Annotated in this window: 16 protein-coding genes; 13 read left to right on the top strand and 3 right to left on the bottom strand. The window is 69.8% G+C overall.

Translation table 11 applies throughout. The annotated features are described in order from the left end of the window. Positions 1-145 precede the first annotated feature (145 nt). Positions 146-442 carry a hypothetical protein gene (locus tag PROKR_RS25355; RefSeq protein WP_036969257.1) on the bottom strand — a complete coding sequence of 99 codons (297 nt, stop codon included), beginning with the start codon at positions 440-442 and terminating at the stop codon, positions 146-148. 172 nt (positions 443-614) lie between these two features. Here PROKR_RS25355 and PROKR_RS25360 point away from each other — a divergent pair, with 172 nt between their 5' ends. Beyond that, on the top strand, positions 615-1700 hold the full coding sequence (locus PROKR_RS25360) for a glycoside hydrolase family 5 protein (RefSeq protein ID WP_084800677.1): 1086 nt from the start codon (positions 615-617) through the stop codon (positions 1698-1700). 203 nt (positions 1701-1903) lie between these two features. Beyond that, the gene (locus PROKR_RS31050) at positions 1904-2329 is read left to right on the top strand and encodes a cupin domain-containing protein (RefSeq protein WP_157602673.1); all 426 of its coding nucleotides are present in this window, start codon (positions 1904-1906) and stop codon (positions 2327-2329) included. A 16-nt stretch (positions 2330-2345) separates the two neighbouring features. On the opposite strand, the gene PROKR_RS25370 is transcribed toward PROKR_RS31050, so the two are convergent. Continuing rightward, entirely contained in the window at positions 2346-3017 is a 672-nt protein-coding gene (locus PROKR_RS25370; protein WP_036969258.1) for a hypothetical protein, read from the bottom strand. 96 nt (positions 3018-3113) lie between these two features. On the opposite strand from PROKR_RS25370, the gene PROKR_RS25375 reads away from it, so the two are divergent. The 8 genes from PROKR_RS25375 (at position 3114) to clpX (ending at position 12139) form a co-directional block, all read left to right on the top strand. Beyond that, a complete protein-coding gene (locus tag PROKR_RS25375; protein WP_036969259.1) occupies positions 3114-4247 on the top strand; it encodes a flavin-containing monooxygenase in 1134 nt (377 codons plus the stop codon). A 73-nt stretch (positions 4248-4320) separates the two neighbouring features. Continuing rightward, positions 4321-5625 (top strand): ABC transporter substrate-binding protein, encoded by a 1305-nt coding sequence (locus PROKR_RS25380; protein ID WP_036969260.1) that lies wholly within the window; start codon positions 4321-4323, stop codon positions 5623-5625. Continuing rightward, positions 5622-6542, top strand: a complete 921-nt coding sequence (locus PROKR_RS25385; protein ID WP_245605967.1) for a carbohydrate ABC transporter permease — start codon at positions 5622-5624, stop codon at positions 6540-6542. Before PROKR_RS25380 ends, PROKR_RS25385 begins: the two co-directional genes overlap by 4 nt. Then, a complete protein-coding gene (locus tag PROKR_RS25390) occupies positions 6539-7348 on the top strand; it encodes a carbohydrate ABC transporter permease (protein WP_036969261.1) in 810 nt (269 codons plus the stop codon). The genes PROKR_RS25385 and PROKR_RS25390 overlap by 4 nt, the downstream gene beginning before the upstream one ends. Before the next feature lie 201 nt (positions 7349-7549). Continuing rightward, positions 7550-8938 (top strand): trigger factor, encoded by a 1389-nt coding sequence (gene tig / locus PROKR_RS25395; RefSeq protein ID WP_036969262.1) that lies wholly within the window; start codon positions 7550-7552, stop codon positions 8936-8938. 231 nt (positions 8939-9169) lie between these two features. Continuing rightward, a complete protein-coding gene (locus PROKR_RS25400; protein ID WP_020016952.1) occupies positions 9170-9805 on the top strand; it encodes an ATP-dependent Clp protease proteolytic subunit in 636 nt (211 codons plus the stop codon). Between the two features lie 43 nt (positions 9806-9848). Continuing rightward, positions 9849-10562, top strand: coding sequence for an ATP-dependent Clp protease proteolytic subunit (locus tag PROKR_RS25405; protein WP_026365963.1), 714 nt, complete (start codon positions 9849-9851; stop codon positions 10560-10562). Positions 10563-10849: 287 nt separating this feature from the next. Beyond that, the gene (gene clpX / locus PROKR_RS25410) at positions 10850-12139 is read left to right on the top strand and encodes an ATP-dependent Clp protease ATP-binding subunit ClpX (RefSeq protein WP_036969263.1); all 1290 of its coding nucleotides are present in this window, start codon (positions 10850-10852) and stop codon (positions 12137-12139) included. 71 nt (positions 12140-12210) lie between these two features. Here the strand turns inward: clpX and PROKR_RS25415 are convergent, their stop codons facing one another. After that, positions 12211-14043, bottom strand: coding sequence for an AMP-dependent synthetase/ligase (locus tag PROKR_RS25415; RefSeq protein ID WP_036969265.1), 1833 nt, complete (start codon positions 14041-14043; stop codon positions 12211-12213). A gap of 151 nt (positions 14044-14194) precedes the next feature. Here PROKR_RS25415 and PROKR_RS25420 point away from each other — a divergent pair, with 151 nt between their 5' ends. From PROKR_RS25420 to PROKR_RS25430, 3 genes are all read left to right on the top strand, one after another. Beyond that, positions 14195-14542 (top strand): chorismate mutase, encoded by a 348-nt coding sequence (locus PROKR_RS25420; RefSeq protein WP_121387039.1) that lies wholly within the window; start codon positions 14195-14197, stop codon positions 14540-14542. A 201-nt stretch (positions 14543-14743) separates the two neighbouring features. Next, a complete protein-coding gene (locus PROKR_RS25425) occupies positions 14744-15922 on the top strand; it encodes a baeRF2 domain-containing protein (RefSeq protein WP_036969267.1) in 1179 nt (392 codons plus the stop codon). A 175-nt stretch (positions 15923-16097) separates the two neighbouring features. Further along, positions 16098-16601, top strand: coding sequence for a DUF1877 family protein (locus PROKR_RS25430; RefSeq protein WP_020016946.1), 504 nt, complete (start codon positions 16098-16100; stop codon positions 16599-16601). Positions 16602-16864 lie beyond the last annotated feature (263 nt).

Below are 16864 nucleotides of genomic sequence, written 5' to 3' on the forward strand. Positions count from 1 at the left end.
GACCGTGGGGTCCGGGGCCTGCGGCCGGTCGGCGGGTCGCGCGGGCGCGCGCAGGGTCAGGGGAACAGTCATGGGCCCACCTCGGGTGCGACAACCGGATCGTGATGGTCCGGAGGGGACGGCCCGACACTATGTCATCCCGGAGTCACCCGAGCTCGGCGAGCGTGCCCTCCTCGGCGGTCACCAGGGAGCTGATCGTCGCGAAGAACGCGGCGATGCCCGGCAGGTTGGCGCCCTTCTGGCGGGACGCCGCGAAGTCCTCCGACGAGGCCCACTCCACGATGTCGAGCCACTCGTCGTCCGGCAGCTGCACGAGGCGTGCCCCGAGGAAGCCGGTGCGGTCGGCCTCGAAGTCGGCGATCATCGCCGGCCGCGACGCCAGCATCGCGTCGATCCTCTCGGGCAGCACCCGGAACCGGGTCAGCTCCACGGACGTGCTCATGGTCTCTCCTGGGGTGAGCGAGTCATGCGGTCGGGGCTCACCGTAGGCCAAAGAACGCCATCCGTGACCCTCCCGCCCCGTAGACGCGGTGTGGGAATCCCGGATATCACCCGCTCGATCACCTTGCTAGCGTCCGTGGGACTGCTCCGGACCGATCAGAGGTGGTCACATCATGGTTCTCCGCCGCGTACCGATCATCGTCGCCGTCGCCACGGCCGCGTTGCTGTCCACAGGGGCGGCCGTCGCGCCCACCCTCTCGACCACGACGGTCGCCACGCACGAGGCGCCCGCGGCCGTGCCGGACGACGCCCCGGCCGCCGCCCCGCAGGCCATCACCCCTGTGGAGGCGAACGGGCAGCTCAGCGTCTGCGGCGTCCGCCTGTGCAACGAGCAGGGCAAGCAGGTCCAGCTGCGCGGCATGAGCACGCACGGCACCCAGTGGTACTCGCAGTGCGTGGACGACACGTCGCTCGACACCCTCGCGTACGACTGGAACGCCGACGTCATGCGGATCTCGACGTACGTGCAGGAGGACGGCTACGAGACCGACCCGGCGCGATTCACCGCCCTGGTCAACCAGTACATCGACATGCTGAGCGATCGCGGCCTGTACGCGATCGTCGACTGGCACATGCTCGACCCGGGCGACCCCAACTTCAACCTCGAGCGCGCCAAGACGTTCTTCACGGCCGTCGCTGAGCGGAACAACGGCAGGAACAACATCATCTACGAGGTCGCGAACGAGCCCAACGGGGTGTCGTGGCAGACCATCAAGAGCTACCACGAGCAGATCGTCCCGGTGGTCCGGGCGAAGGACCCGGACGCCGTCATCCTGCTCGGCACGCGCGCCTGGTCCTCGCTGGGCGTGTCCGACGGGGCGAGCGAGTCCGAGGTCGTGAACAACCCGGTCAACGCCTCCAACGTCATGTACACGTTCCATTTCTACGCCGCGTCGCACGGCCAGGAGTACCTGGACGCGCTGTCCCGCGCCGCGGACCGCATCCCGATGTTCATCACGGAGTTCGGCACCCAGGACTACGCCGGAGAGGGCGCCAACGACTTCGCCATGGCGCAGCGCTACCTCGACCTCGCGGCGCAGAAGAAGATCAGCTGGACCAACTGGAACTTCTCCGACGACCACCGCTCGGGCGCGGTCTTCACCGAGGGCACCTGCGGCAGCGGCTCGTACGGGACCGACCGGCTCAAGGAGGCCGGCGGCTGGATCCGCGACCAGATCCGCACGCCGGACGACTTCTAGGGGGCGTCAGCCGCCCGTCGGGGTGGTGGTGCCTTCGTGGCGGCGCCGCCAGGTAAAACACCTCAGCGAGTAGGTGCCGGGTGGCCTGGATAACGTTCGGCTCAGCATCGTCTGATTCGGCTCTGCTGCACTCTTCGGCTGAGCCGGATCAGACGTGCCTGAGGTGAACGATCTTCAGGTCACCCGGCACCCTCTCCCCGTGCATGACGAACCCCCTGGACCTACGCGAAGATTGTCCGGTGCGCATCATCCAGCTCCCCGCCCGGGAGATCTCGCGGTTCGGCAGCGACGGCGTCGACATGGACTTCCTGCCGCAGGTGCTCGACGCCGAGCGCACCACGGTGCACGTCGCGAGGATCGTCGCCGGCGGCGTGCTGGGCGAGCACCCGGCCACGTCGCTCCAGGTCTTCGCGGTCCTGGCCGGCGAGGGTGTCGTCACGTCCCGGGGCACGGACGGCGACGCCGACGAGCGCTGGGACATCGAGCCGGGTCAGGCCGCGGTCTGGGAGCCCGGCGAGATCCACCGGACGACGGCGACCACGGACCTGCTCGCGGTGATGGTCGAGACCTCGTCGGACACCCTGGCGTTCCGCGAGCACAAGCTCCTCTCGGGCCCGCCCCTGGACTGAGCGGCCGCCCGCGTCCTCACCCGATCGGCGACGGTCCGGGTAGCCAGGGCGCGAACACATCCGCGACCTCCGCGGCGACCGCCGCCGCGTCGCGGACGCCATCGACCTCGATCACCCGGACACCGTGCCGCCGGGCGCTGCGTACCGCGTCGTCGGCGATCAGGCGGTCGCGCTCGACGCGGTTGGCCTGGGCGAGCGCCGGGTTGCTGACGCGGGCCTCCACGGCCCGGGCGCGCGGCAGGGTGCGGAGGTGGTGCTGCCGGAACTCCTCTGTCGGGACGAGCACCACCATGCGGCGGGGCGAGTCGATCAGCGGCGCGACCAGCTCTGGTCGCAGGCCCCAGCCCTCGGCGATCGCCGGGCGGCTCGTGAACCAGGCGCGCAGGTCGTCGAGCACCCACTCGAAGCGCGTCGGGAAGTCGGCCAGGACCTGGGCCGCCATCGCCTCGGGCCCGTGGTTGACCCAGACGTCCTCGACGTCGGGGTCCGCCAGCGCCTCCCCGTGCGCGAGTCGGCGCGCGACCCGCCGGTCCTGGTGGCCACGGGAGTCGTGGTAGTCGTAGTGGTACGCGTTCAGCCCGTACCGGTCGGCGACCAGCTCGCTCACGGTCGTCTTCCCAGCCCACTGCGCGCCGCCGATCCACAGCATGCGGCGCAGGCTGCCGTGCGGGTCCCAGACATCTGCCATGGTCACGAGTGTCCGGTCTTCGCCGTCAGAAATGCAGTCTTGTTCTCACCCTGCCGCCGAGGCATCGTAGGGAGCAGGGAGCACTACGCTCCCTCCATGGTTCTCACCGTGTCCGTCATCGGCGCCGGACCCGCAGGCCTCTCCGCCGCAGCCACCCTCCAGGCCAGGGGCGCCGACGTCACCGTGCTCGAGAAGTCGCAGCACGTCGCCAACGCCTGGCGCCACCACTACGACCGCCTCCACCTGCACACGACACGCGGGCTCTCCAAGCTGCCCGGCCTCGCGATCCCGCGGAAGTACGGCCGTTGGGTCGCCCGCGACGACGTCGTCCGTTACCTCGAGACGTACGCCGCCCACCACGGCCTGCGCGTGGAGCGCGGCGTCGAGGTCACCCGGCTCGACCGGTCCGCTCCCGACGGCGACGCCGTCCGCCGCTGGACGCTCACCACCACCGACGGCACCCGCACCGCGGACGTCGTCGTCGTCGCGACCGGGTACAACCACACCCCGCACCTGCCGGACTGGCCCGGCCAGGACGGGTTCCCCGGCGAGGTCACGCACGCGAGCCGCTACCGCAACCCGGCCCCGTACGCGGGCAAGCACGTGCTGGTCGCGGGCGTGGGCAACACGGGCGCCGAGATCGCGCAGGACCTCGCCGAGAACGGCGCCGCGAGCGTCCACCTCGCCGTCCGCACGCCGCCGCACATCGTGCCCCGCAACCAGGGTCCGTGGGCCGCGCAGTACACCGGCGTGCTGGTGCGTCACCTGCCGGACGCCCTCGTCGACGCCGTCGGCGTGGCCGTCCGCAAGGCCGGCGTCCCCGACCTGTCCGACCTCGGGCTGCCGATCCCGGACGTGGGGATCGCGACCCGCGTCGCCCAGGGCTCCGTGCCCCTGCAGGACATCGGCATCGTCGCCGCCGTCCAGGCCGGCACCGTGCGCGTGGTGCGTGCCATCGACCGGTTCGACGGCGCCGAGGTGGTCCTGGCCGACGGCGCCCGCCTGACCCCCGACGTCGTGCTCGCCGCGACCGGATACCGGCGCGCGCTCGAACCCGTCCTGGGTCACCTCGGGGTGCTCGGCGAGCGCGGAAAGCCCCTCGTGACCAACGGCCGCCCGGCCGCGCCCGGCCTCTACTTCACGGGTTTCACCAACCCGATCAGCGGCATGTTCCGCGAGATGGCGGCCGATGCCCGGCGCATCGCGCGGCACGCGACCCGCGCCAGGTAGCCGAACCCGACACGACGTATCGATTCGGTCGAAATGCTTGACACCTCGCCCTGCGACCGGCAGCGTCCGCCGCATGAGCCGCAGAAAGACCCTCGCCACAGCCTCCGCAGTGCTCGTGGCGCTGACCCTCGGCGCCTGCGCGCCGTCCGCGGACAGCCCCGAGCCGGGGGCGGCGGCGGGGGAGGGGTGTGACGGCGACGCCGTCGCCCTGGACGTGTGGTCCTGGCGCACCGAGGACGTCAAGACCTACGAACAGATCTTCGACGTGTTCGAGCAGGCCAACCCCTGCATCACCGTGAACTTCCAGGCCCACCTCAACACCGAGTACGACCAGATCCTGCGCACCGGCCTGACCGGATCGGACGGCCCCGACATCGCGCAGGTGCGGTCCTACGGCCTGCTCCAGCCGCTGGTCGAGGGCGGGAACCTGCAGGCGCTGGAGGACGTCGTCCCGGCGCTCGCCGACTTCGACGACGCCACGCTGGACGGCTCGCGCGGCCGGGAGGACGGCGCCGTCTACGGCGTGCCGCTGGCCAGCCAGACCATCCAGGTGTACTACAACACCGCGATCTTCGAGGAGCACGGCCTCGAGGAGCCCGAGACCTGGGACGACTTCATCGCGCTGAACGACACGCTCCTGGAGCACGACGTGACGCCGCTCGCCGTCGGCGCGCGCAACGGCTGGTTCGTTCCGACCGTGCACGACGCCCTGACCGCCGCCCAGTACGGTGGCGCCGACTTCCAGCAGGCCCTGCGCGACGGCGCGACCGACTTCACCGACCCGGCCTACGTCGACTCGATCCAGACGCTGAAGGACCTGCAGCAGTACATGCCCGACGACGTCACCGGCGTGCCGTACACGGACGCGCAGGTGCTGTTCACCTCGGAGCAGGCCGCAATGTTCGCCGGCGGCTCGTACGAGCTCGCGTTCTTCCAGGACGCCAACCCCGACCTGGACCTCGGCGTCTTCCAGGTGCCCCCGCCGCCGGGCTCGGCCCTGGACCACCCGGTCAGCGCCGGGTACGCGGACGGGAGCTGGGGTCTGTCGGCCACGACCGAGCACCCCGAGGAGGCCGAGACGCTGCTGAACTGGCTGGCCACGCCGGAGTTCGGGCAGCTCGTGGCCGACGAGCTCAAGCAGTTCTCGCCGATCCCCGGCGTCGAGTTCTCCGACCCGCTGCAGCAGGAGATGTGGGACCTGTACCAGGAGAACCCCGCGCCGTACCTGCTGCTCGTGGACTACCGCTACGGCGACCCGGTCGGCACCGACCTGATGGGCGAGGCCGGGCAGAAGCTCTTCCTCGGTGACACCGACGCCGCCGGCGCCGCGGCCGTGATCCAGGACGGCCTGTCGGCCTGGTGGACGCCGGGCGAGTGAACCGCCGTCGTACCGCGGCCCTGCCCACGCCGGTCGCGCTGCTCTTCCTGCTGCCCGCGGCCGCGCTGTTCGCCGTGTTCGTGCTCTACCCGATGGCGACGGCGCTGACCTACTCGCTGTTCTCCTGGCGCGGCACCGCGCAGGACGCGTTCGTGGGGCCGGCCAACTTCGTCGCGCTGTTCACCACCGAGCCGTACGCCACGCAGCTCCCGCGCGCGTTCGGGCACAACGCGCTCCTGTTCGCCGGGGCGATGGTGGTGCAGAACTCGGTGGGCCTGCTGCTGGCCTACGCGCTGCACCACCGCGGCCGCCTGCGCCGGCTGTTCCAGGTGCTGTACACGATGCCGTACCTGGTCTCGCCTCTGGTCGTGGGCTACCTCTGGTCACTGCTGCTCTCGCCGCTGTTCGGCCCGGTCAACGCCGCGCTGCGCGCCGTCGGGCTGGACGCCGTGGCCCGGCCCTGGCTGGGCGACCCCGACACAGCCCTGTGGGTGGTGGTGCTCGTGACCGCGTGGCAGTGGGTCGGTTTCCCCCTGCTGGTCTACGGCGCCGCCCTCGGCGCGCTCGACCCGGCGATCGAGGAGGCGGCGATGCTCGACGGCGCGAGCTCCCGTCAGCGGTTCTGGCACGTCACGCTGCCGCTGCTGATGCCGGTGATCGGCACGGTGAGCGTGCTGACGTTCATCTTCTCCATGGAGGCGTTCCCGATCCCCTACGCCCTGGGCGGCTCCAGCGGCAGCCCGGCCGGCGCCACGGACGTCATGTCGCTCCTGTTCTACCGGACCGCGTTCCACTCCGGAGCGTCCAACGCGATCGGTATCTCGTCGGCCGTGGCGATCGTGCTGTTCGTCGTGATCGTCGGCATCTCGGTGCTGTTCACGCAGTGGTTCCGCCGCGTCGAGCGGAGGCTGACGTGAGGCGCGCCGCGGTCAGCACCCTGCTGTGGGCCTACGCCGCCGTCGCGCTCCTGCCGCTGCTGATCATGGTGTGGAACTCGTTCCGTACCGACCAGGAGCTGGTGGTGGAGCCGCTCGGCCTGCCGCACAGCCCGTCGCTGGACGCCTACCGGGAGGCGTGGGTCGAGGCGTCGTTCTCGACCTACTTCCTCAACTCGGTGCTGGTCACCACGCTGTCCGTCCTGCTGTCGACGGCGGTGTCGTTGCTGGCGGCCTACGCGCTGGCGCGGTCCCGGTCGCGGCTCATGGCGGTGATCGAGCAGGTCTTCGTCTCGGGCCTGATGATGCCCGTGTTCCTCATGATCGTGCCGATCTTCTACCTGCTCGACACCATCGGGCTCGCGTCCACCCGCACGGGGCTGATCCTGGTCTACTCCGCCGTCTCGATCCCGTTCTCGGTGTTCGTGCTGGCCACGTTCCTGCGCCAGCTCCCGGTCGACCTGGAGGACGCCGCCCGGATCGACGGCGCAGGCCCGCTGCGCACCTTCTGGTCGGTGCTGCTGCCGCTGGTGCGGCCCGCCGTCGCGACGGTGGTGGTCTTCCGCTTCGTGCCCATCTGGAACGACTTCTTCTACCCGCTGATCCTCGTGCGCGACCGGGCGCGGTACACGCTGCCGGTGGGCCTGACGACCTTCTTCGGCGAGTACCAGACCTCCTGGTCCACCCTGTTCGCGGGCCTCGTGATCGCGACGCTGCCGCTCGTGGTGCTGTTCCTGGTCGCGACGCGCCAGATCGTCGCGGGTCTCACCGCCGGGATGGGGCGCTGACGGGCCCACGCCCGCTGTGCCGCAGGCCACCCGCCTGCATTCGGCGCCTGTGGCGTCCAGGCGTACTATTGACGGGTTGCCCGTGCGCCTGTCGTACGCGCTGTCAGTGAGCAGCTGAGCAACAGAGCAGAGCATCCCCGCGCCACCCGGGACGCAGTACGCCGGCGTGCGCGCACCCCCGACATTCTGGAGACCATCGAAGTGAAGAGCGCCGTCGAGACCTTGGAGCCCACCAAGGTCAAGCTGACCGTCGAGGTGGACTACGACGAGCTCAAGCCGAGCATCGATCACGCCTACGAGCACATCGCCGAGCAGGTGAACGTCCCCGGGTTCCGCAAGGGCAAGGTTCCTCCGCGCATCATCGAGCAGCGGGTCGGCTGGGGCGCCGTGATCGAGCACGCCGTGAACGACGGGCTCTCCGGGTTCTACCGTGACGCGCTCGGCGAGACCGACCTGCGCCCGCTCGCCCAGCCCGAGGTCGACGTGACCGAGGTCCCGGCGAAGGCCGGCGAGGGCCAGCTGAAGTTCACCGCCGAGGTCGAGGTCCGCCCCGAGATCGAGCTCCCCGAGCTCTCCGACGTCGAGCTGACCGTCGACTCCACCGAGGTGACCGACGAGGACGTCACCGAGCGCCTGGACGCCCTGCGCGAGCGCTTCGGCACCCTCGTGGGCGTCGACCGTCCCGCCGTCGAGGGCGACTACGTCGTCATCGACCTGAAGGCCGTCATCGGTGACGAGGAGGTCGACTCCGTGTCGGGCGTCTCGTACCAGATCGGCTCGGGCAACATGCTCGAGGGGCTGGACGAGGCCCTGACCGGCCTGTCCGCCGACGAGACCACCACCTTCAAGGCGCCGCTGGCTGGTGGCGACCACGAGGGTCAGGACGCCGACGTGACCGTCACGGCGACCTCCGTCAAGCAGCGCGACCTGCCCGAGGTGGACGACGACTTCGCCCAGCTCGCCTCGGAGTTCGACACGCTGGAGGAGCTCAAGGACGACCTGAAGACCCAGGTCGCCGGCATCAAGACCTCCAACCAGGCCGTCACCGCGCGTGACGCCCTCATGGAGAAGCTGCTGGAGACCGTCGAGGTCCCCGTGCCGTCCGGCGTGGTCGAGGCCGAGGTGCACCGTCACCTCGAGTCCGAGAGCCGCCTCGAGGACGACGCGCACCGCGCCGAGGTCACCGAGGACGCCACCAAGGCCATCAAGAACCAGATCCTCCTCGACACCCTCGCCGAGAAGCTCAAGGTTCAGGTCAGCCAGGGCGAGCTCGTCGAGTACCTGGTGAGCGCCTCGCAGCAGTACGGCATGGAGCCGAGCGAGTTCATCAAGACCCTCGAGCAGGGCGGTCAGATCCCGGCCATGGTCGGCGAGGTCGCGCGTTCCAAGGCCCTCGCAGTCGCGCTGCGCCAGATCGAGGTCAAGGACTCCGACGGCAACGTCGTGGACCTGAGCGAGTTCATCGGCTCGGACGAGGCCGACGAGGCCCAGGCCGCGCTGAGCGACGCCGTGGCGCAGGCCCAGGAGGCCGCTGACGCCGAGGGGCCCGAGGGCACCGAGGCCGAGACGTCGGAGCCTGCGAAGGCCTGACGCACCCCTGGCCCGGACGGGCCGGAGCAGGACGTCGGACGGCGGTCCGCACCCTTCGCACGAGGGTGCGGACCGCCGTCGGCGTTCGGTCCGACTTCGCCGTGGGCAGCACCGGTGCGCTGTAGGCGAAACGGCCGCCGAATCGGAAGTTCTGGCGGCATGAGGCACGTTAGGGTCGAGCGACACGACGTCTTAGGACGTGGTCCACAGACGAGAGTCAGAACCGAGGAGATGGACGTGAACGATCTGCTGCGGATGGATGCAGGGCCGGTAGCACGGGCGGAGGGTGCTGGATTCGGGCTCAACGACTCCATCTACAACCGGCTGCTCAAGGAGCGCATCATCTGGCTGGGGTCGGAGGTGCGCGACGAGAACGCGAACGCGATCAGCGCGCAGATGATGCTTCTCGCGGCCGAGGACCCCGACAAGGACATCTGGCTGTACATCAACTCGCCCGGCGGCTCCATCACGGCCGGTATGGCGATCTACGACACGATGCAGTTCATCAAGCCGGACGTGGCGACGGTCGCGATGGGCATGGCCGCCTCCATGGGGCAGTTCCTGCTGTCCTCCGGCACGAAGGGCAAGCGGTACATCACGCCGCACGCCCGCGTGCTGATGCACCAGCCGTCCGGCGGCATCGGCGGCACCGCGACCGACGTGCGGATCGGCGCGCAGCTCATCATGCACATGAAGAAGGTGCTCGCCGAGCTGACCGCCGAGCAGACCGGCCAGTCGCTCGAGACGATCATCAAGGACAACGACCGCGACAACTGGTTCACGGCCTCCGAGGCGCTGGAGTACGGCTTCGTCGACCACGTCGTCGAGACCGCCGCGCTGGCCGGCGGCGGCGGCATGCACAGCTGAGCGCCCGGAAACGCATCAAGAGCTTTTTCAAGAGGAGATCACCGTGAGTCCTGAAGCCCAGTTCGTCGCAGCCGCAGAGCGCCTTGCCGGCGCCCGTTCGGGTGCGGGGATGCCTTTTGCCACCGCCGGCGCCATGCCGTCCGCACGCTACGTGCTCCCGCAGTTCGAGGAGCGCACCGCGTACGGTTTCAAGCGCCAGGACCCGTACACCAAGCTGTTCGAGGACCGCATCATCTTCCTGGGCGTCCAGGTCGACGACGCGTCCGCGGACGACGTCATGGCCCAGCTCCTGGTCCTCGAGACCCAGGACCCGGACCGCGACGTGATGATGTACATCAACTCGCCGGGTGGCTCGTTCACGGCCATGACGGCGCTGTACGACACCATGCAGTTCATCAAGCCGCAGATCCAGACGGTGTGCCTGGGTCAGGCCGCGTCGGCCGCAGCGGTCCTGCTGGCCGCGGGCCAGCCGGGCAAGCGTCTCGCGCTGCCGAACTCGCGTGTGCTGATCCACCAGCCCGCGATGGAGGGTGGCGGCTACGCGCAGGCCTCGGACATCGAGATCCACGCGAACGAGCTGATCCGCATGCGCGAGTGGCTCGAGCTGACGCTCGCGACGCACAGCGGCAAGACGCAGGAGCAGGTGCGCGACGACATCGAGCGCGACAAGATCCTCACCGCCGCTCAGGCCAAGGAGTACGGCCTGGTCGACGAGGTGCTCCAGTCGCGCAAGCCCGTCCAGGTCGTGACGAACTGACCCTTGGTCGGGTCGTCAGGGACCGCAGCCTCCCGGCGCCGGGGCCGCGCCACCAATAGCGGTGGACGATCGGCCCCGGCGTCGGGCATTGTGGGACACGCCGCGCAGAATCTGACAAAATTGTCATGATCTGGTGAAAATCGGTCGGGCGACCCGCCGGGCCGCCCGGCTGACAACAGGCCACCGGTGGTGTGGAATGGATCTGAGACCGCTCGACGTCGCGGATCTGCTGGGCCAGCCGGCCCGTGCAGTACTCCGCGAGGGTGCACAAGGCGAGGAGACAGGTAGTGGCGCGAATCGGTGACGGCGCGGAACTGCTGAAGTGCAACTTCTGTGGCAAGTCGCAGAAGCAGGTGAAGAAGCTGATTGCCGGACCCGGCGTCTACATCTGCGACGAGTGCATCGAGCTGTGCAACGAGATCATCGAGGAAGAGCTCGGTGAGGCGGCGGAGCTCGGTCTGACGGAGCTGCCCAAGCCGCGCGAGATCTTCGACTTCCTCGAGCAGTACATCATCGGCCAGGACCCCGCCAAGCGCGCCCTGGCCGTTGCCGTCTACAACCACTACAAGCGCATCCAGGCCGGCGAGGCCGGGCGCTCGATCAACCCGGACGACCAGGACCCGGTCGAGATCGCCAAGTCGAACATCCTGCTGATCGGCCCGACCGGCACGGGCAAGACCTACCTCGCGCAGACGCTCGCGAAGATGCTCAACGTGCCGTTCGCCATCGCCGACGCGACCGCGCTGACCGAGGCCGGCTACGTGGGCGAGGACGTCGAGAACATCCTGCTCAAGCTCATCCAGGCCGCGGACTATGACGTCAAGAAGGCCGAGACGGGCATCATCTACATCGACGAGGTCGACAAGGTGGCCCGCAAGGCCGAGAACCCGTCGATCACGCGCGACGTCTCCGGCGAGGGCGTCCAGCAAGCACTCCTGAAGATCATCGAGGGCACCACCGCGTCGGTGCCGCCGCAGGGCGGGCGCAAGCACCCGCACCAGGAGTTCATCCAGATCGACACCACGAACGTGCTGTTCATCGTGGCCGGTGCCTTCGCCGGCCTGGACGACATCGTGGCCGCCCGGTCCCGCAAGCGCGGCATCGGGTTCAGCGCCCCCATGGAGTCCATCGCCCGGGACGAGGACCTCTTCGCCGAGGTACGCCCCGAGGACCTGCAGAAGTACGGCCTGATCCCCGAGTTCATCGGCCGCCTGCCCGTCATCGCCTCCGTCTCCTCCCTCGACCGCGATGCGCTGGTCCGGATCCTGACGGAGCCGAAGAACGCGCTGGTCAAGCAGTACAAGCGCATGTTCGAGATCGACGGCGTGGAGCTGGAGTTCGACGAGGAGGCCGTCGAGGCCATCGCCGAGCAGGCCCTGCTCCGCGGCACCGGGGCGCGCGGCCTGCGGGCCATCCTCGAAGAGGTGCTCCAGCAGGTCATGTTCGACGTGCCGAGCCGCGACGACGTCGAGCGCGTGGTCATCACCCGCTCCGTGGTGCTCGACAACGTGAACCCGACCGTCGTACCGCGCAAGAACCCCGTGCGGGGCCGTCAGCCGCGCGAGAAGAGCGCGTAGCACCCTCGACGCACGAGAACGGGGCCGGAGCGCAGATCAGCGCTCCGGCCCCGTTCTCGTGCGTCTGGACCTCAGCGGGTGCGGGCCACCGGGGCGCCGGCCACCGGGGCGCCGTACAGGGTGTCGACGACGCCCGCGAAGTCGGTGAGCACCTTGCCGCGCTTCACCTTGATGGACGGCGTGAGGTACCCGTTGGCCTCGGTGAAGTCGAGGTCGAGCACCGTGATCTTGCGGATCGACTCGGCCTTGGAGACCGCCTCGTTGGCCTGTGCGACCACCTTGTCGAGCTCGGCCAGCACCCTGGGGTGCACGCGCGCCTCGGCCACGGACAGCTTGGGCAGGCCGTTCGCGGCGCACCAGCCGGGCAGCATCTCGGCGTCGAGCGTGACGAGGGCGCCGATGAACGGGCGCTGGTCACCGACCACCACGACCTGGCTCACGATCGGGTGCGCCCGCATGCGGTCCTCGAGCACCGCCGGGGCGACGTTCTTGCCGCCCGCGGTCACGATGATCTCCTTCTTACGGCCGGTGATGTGCAGGTGGCCGTGCTCGTCCAGGCGGCCGAGGTCGCCGGTGCGGAACCAGCCGTCGACCAGAGCCTCCGCCGTCAGGCCGGGCTGGTTGCGGTAGCCGCGGAAGATGTGCGGGCCACGCAGCAGCACCTCGCCGTCGTCGGCGATGGCGACGTCCGTGCCGAAGAACGCCGGGCCCACCGAGCCCATGACGATCTTGCCCGGCAGGTTGACCGACGTGGGCGCTGTGGTCTCCGTGAGGCCGTAGCCCTCCAGGATGGTGACGCACGCGCCGCGGAAGAAGTGGCCCAGGCGCTCGCCCAGCGGCGCGCCGCCCGAGACGGCCCAGCTGAGCTGCCCGCCCATGGTCGCCTTGAGCTTGCTGAACACGAGGCGGTCGGCGACCGCGTGCTTCACCTTGAGCGCCCCGCCGGGGCCTGCAGGCACGTCCATGGCCCGCGAGTAGTCCTCGGCGACGCGCACGGACCAGGCGAAGATCTTCGCCTTGAGGCCCGACGACGCCTTCTGCTCCGCGCTGTTGTAGACCTTCTCGAACACGCGCGGCACGGCCAGCAGGTAGGTCGGGCGGAACGAGCCGAGGTCGCCCACCAGGTTCTTGATGTCGGGGGCGTGGCCCAGCACGGCCTGGCCGGCGATGGTCGCCACCTCGACGAACCGCGCGAAGACGTGCGCCAGGGGCAGGAACAGCAGGGTGCGCGCGTTCTCGGCCTTGAGCAGCTCGGGGATGCCCTCGGCGGCGTTCAGGGTCAGGTGCGCGAAGTTGCCGTGCGTGAGCTCGACGCCCTTGGGACGTCCGGTCGAGCCCGAGGTGTAGATGACGGTCGCCAGGTCGTCGCGCCGGACGGCGTCGCGCCGCTCGGCGACGATGCCTGCGGACAGGTTGGTGCCGGCCTTGCGCAGGTCGAGCACGGCGCCGTCGTCGATCAGCAGGATGTCCTCGAGCCCGGGCAGGCTGGGCCGCACCTGCTGGACGGTCGCGGCGTGCGCGGCGGACTCGACCACGATGAGCCGGACGCCGGCGTCGGACAGGATCCACTGCACCTGCTCGGCCGAGGAGGTCTCGTAGACCGGCACGGGGACAGCTCCGGCAGCCCAGATGGCGAAGTCGAGCAGCGTCCACTCGTACCGGGTGCGGGACATGATGGCGACCCTGTCGCCGACCTCGATGCCACGGGCCACCAGGCCACGGGCGACGGCGAGCACCTCGTCCTCGAACTGGCTCGCCGACACCTTGATCCACGGGCCGTCTGGGGTCTCACGCCGCTCGATGAGCGCCTCGTCTCCGGAGCGGGCCACGCGGTCCGCGAGGATCGTGTTGATGCTGGTGCCCGCCGGCACCTCCACCAATGCCGGCGACGTGGCAAGTGTCATGTGCTGCTCTCCGTTGAAGTCTTGAAGTGGCGAAGGCCCGGTATCGGGTCTTCACCAAGTTGCGTGGCCTGCTCGGCAGACTGTAGCGGATCGCCGTCTCAGGTCGGAACAGGCTTCGCCCGCCACCGCCTTCGCCGGTTAGCCTCTACATGTGTCTGACAACGAACCGACCAGCGCTCCGGTGCCGTCCGAGATCATCCGGCTCCGCGGGAGCATCGACAACATCGACGCCGCGCTGGTCTACCTGCTGGCCGAACGGTTCCGGGTGACGCGGCGGGTCGGCGAGCTCAAGGCGGTCGGCGGCCTGCCGCCCGCGGACCCGGCACGTGAGCAGGAGCAGATCGCGCGGCTCACGGGCATCGCCGAGGAGTCCGGCCTGGACCCCGAGTTCGCGGAGCAGTTCCGGCAGTTCATCGTCAGCGAGGTGATCCGCCACCACGAGCTGATCGCCGCGCAGCACAAGGGCGACAATTTGCCTGAGGTCGACACCTACGCTTGAAGGTGACCTCTTCCTGACGCGACTTTGCCCTTCGCAGGGCAAGAGCAAACCTCGAGTCCGAATATCTCCTGTACAGGTCACAGAAATTTCCCCCACAGGGGTGGCGTGCGGCCTCGATCCATCGTTTCCTGGAGGGAACGCCGGGGCGAGGTCATGCGGTAGGGCATCATCTCGACCTCGGCGGGTGATGCGGAGGTGTGTATGAAGATCGATTGGCTCAAACCCCTCCTCGGCCACCCGGGACCTTTCGCCACCCTGTGCCTGGACGCCACGCCGTCCGAGCTCGCCGCCGACCGTGACGTCGGCGGACGGTGGAACGCCGTGCGCAAGGAGCTCGCACAGCAGAAGGCCCCGGTCGCCGTGCTGGACGCTATCGAAGAGGTGGTGCTGCGACCCACGAGGGTCCCGGGACCGCACGGCCGGGTCGTCATCGCCGACGAGACGGGCGTGCTGGTGGACCGCGTGGTGAACAACCCGCCCAGCGCCAGCTCCGGCTCCTGGGAGGCGGTACCGGCCCTGCTGCAGGCGGCGCTGGCCGCCGACGAGTCGGTGGAGCTGCTCAAGGTGCTGGTCGACCGGGCGGGCGCGGACTTCCTCCGCGCGGGGCCGGACGCCAAGGTGCACAGCACGTTCCAGGCACCGCACGACGAGATCGAGAAGACCAGCTCCTCGGGGATCAAGCGGGCCCGGATCGAGTCCCGTGCCGAGGACTCCTGGGAACGCAACGCCCAGGCGGTGGCGGCCGAGATCGAGCGGCACGTCGCGGAGACGGACCCCGAGCTCGTGCTGCTCACGGGCGACAAGCGCGCGGTGTCGCTCACGCGGGCCGCGCTGACAGCGCCGACGGCGGACATGCTCGTCGAGGTGCCCGGCGGCGGACGCGGCCCCGGTGTGAACGAGACGGCCTTCGCCGAACGCGTCTCCGACGCGCTGGACTCCTACCGGGAGCGGCGCCGGGAGCGGGTCCTGGCGGAGCTGCGGCAGGAGCTCGGCAGGGAGTCGAACGCCGTGACCTCGGTGGACGACGTCGTCGCCGTGCTCGCGCGCGGGCAGGTCAAGGAGCTCGTGCTGGCGGAGGAGTACGGGACGAGCCCCGGGCGGATGAACGGGCGCAAGCTGTGGATCGGGCCCGAGCCGATGCACATCGCGGGCGACCGGTCGGATCTGGAGGCGATGGGCGTGACGGAGCGGCTGGAGGAGCTGCCCGCCACGGTCGCGCTCGTGCGCGCGGCGGTCGGGCAGGACGCCGGCCTCACGTTCGCACCCGAGGGTTCGGTGGAGCTCATGGACGGAGTCGGCGCGACCCTGCGCTGGCGGGACGACGGGACGCCCACGGAGGTGCTCGCGAGCATGTCCGGCGACGACCGCCGCCTGCACTGACCCGTCCACGTGAATTCGATGTGAATTCTCGGGCGGTTGATCGGACAAAAGGCTCGCTGAACGGGCGCCAGACAGGCTGGAATTTCCGATTTACCGCGTATGAGAAATTGTTGCGCCAGAATGTGTCCGTTTTGCCCATACACACGGAAACGCATTATCGGTACGGTCTCGGGCCATGGGGATGATTCATTGTGAGTACGCGCGGCTTGCCGCCGATGACTTCGACAAGGCACGTACAGACCTGACCTGGGCGCTGGAGCACATCGACGAGCTCGCGGGCGAGTGGACGCAGGTGGACCTTCCGGCAAAGGAGGCGAGGTACTTCAGCATCGGCACCGTGTGGGGTCCGCTCCACACGGTGCTGCGGGTGCACGGCGGCATGCCGGTCGACCCGGTGCACGGCGGCGCCGAGCTCGCGTCGACCGGCGGGATCACGCCGGCGCGCTATCTGGGCCCGGAGGACGTGGAGAAGGCTGCCGCCTTCCTCGTCGGCACGTCGTTCGACGCGTTGGCGCCGCTCGCCGCCGACCACGTGTGCGACGAGGATGTCTGCCCGGACCCGGGCGAGCACGCGGCGGAGACCGACCCGGAGCGGCTGGCGGAGGCTTACGCCGAGCTCGCCGCCTTCTACGGTGCGGCGGCCGAGGCAGGCGACGCGGTGGTGCTGATGCTCAACTGAGCATGAGTCTGCCGAGGTAGAACTGCGGCGGCGAGACAGAACTGGGGGCGGAGCGCTGATCAGCGCTCCGCCCCCAGTTCTTCTGTCTCGCCACAGCCCTACCTCGGCGGCACGGGGCTGGTCAGCCCTTGTTGCGCGGCGGGGCCTCGCCCAGCTCGCTCGCCGTGACGACGATCCCGCCCTGGACGGCCGGGTCACCCTGGCCCTCCGCGGCGGCGACCAGGTCGAGCGGGCCGGTGACGCGGCCGGCGGCCTTGACGTCC

The sequence above is a fragment of the Promicromonospora kroppenstedtii DSM 19349 genome, from assembly GCF_000515355.1.
GTDB lineage: Bacteria > Actinomycetota > Actinomycetes > Actinomycetales > Cellulomonadaceae > Promicromonospora > Promicromonospora kroppenstedtii.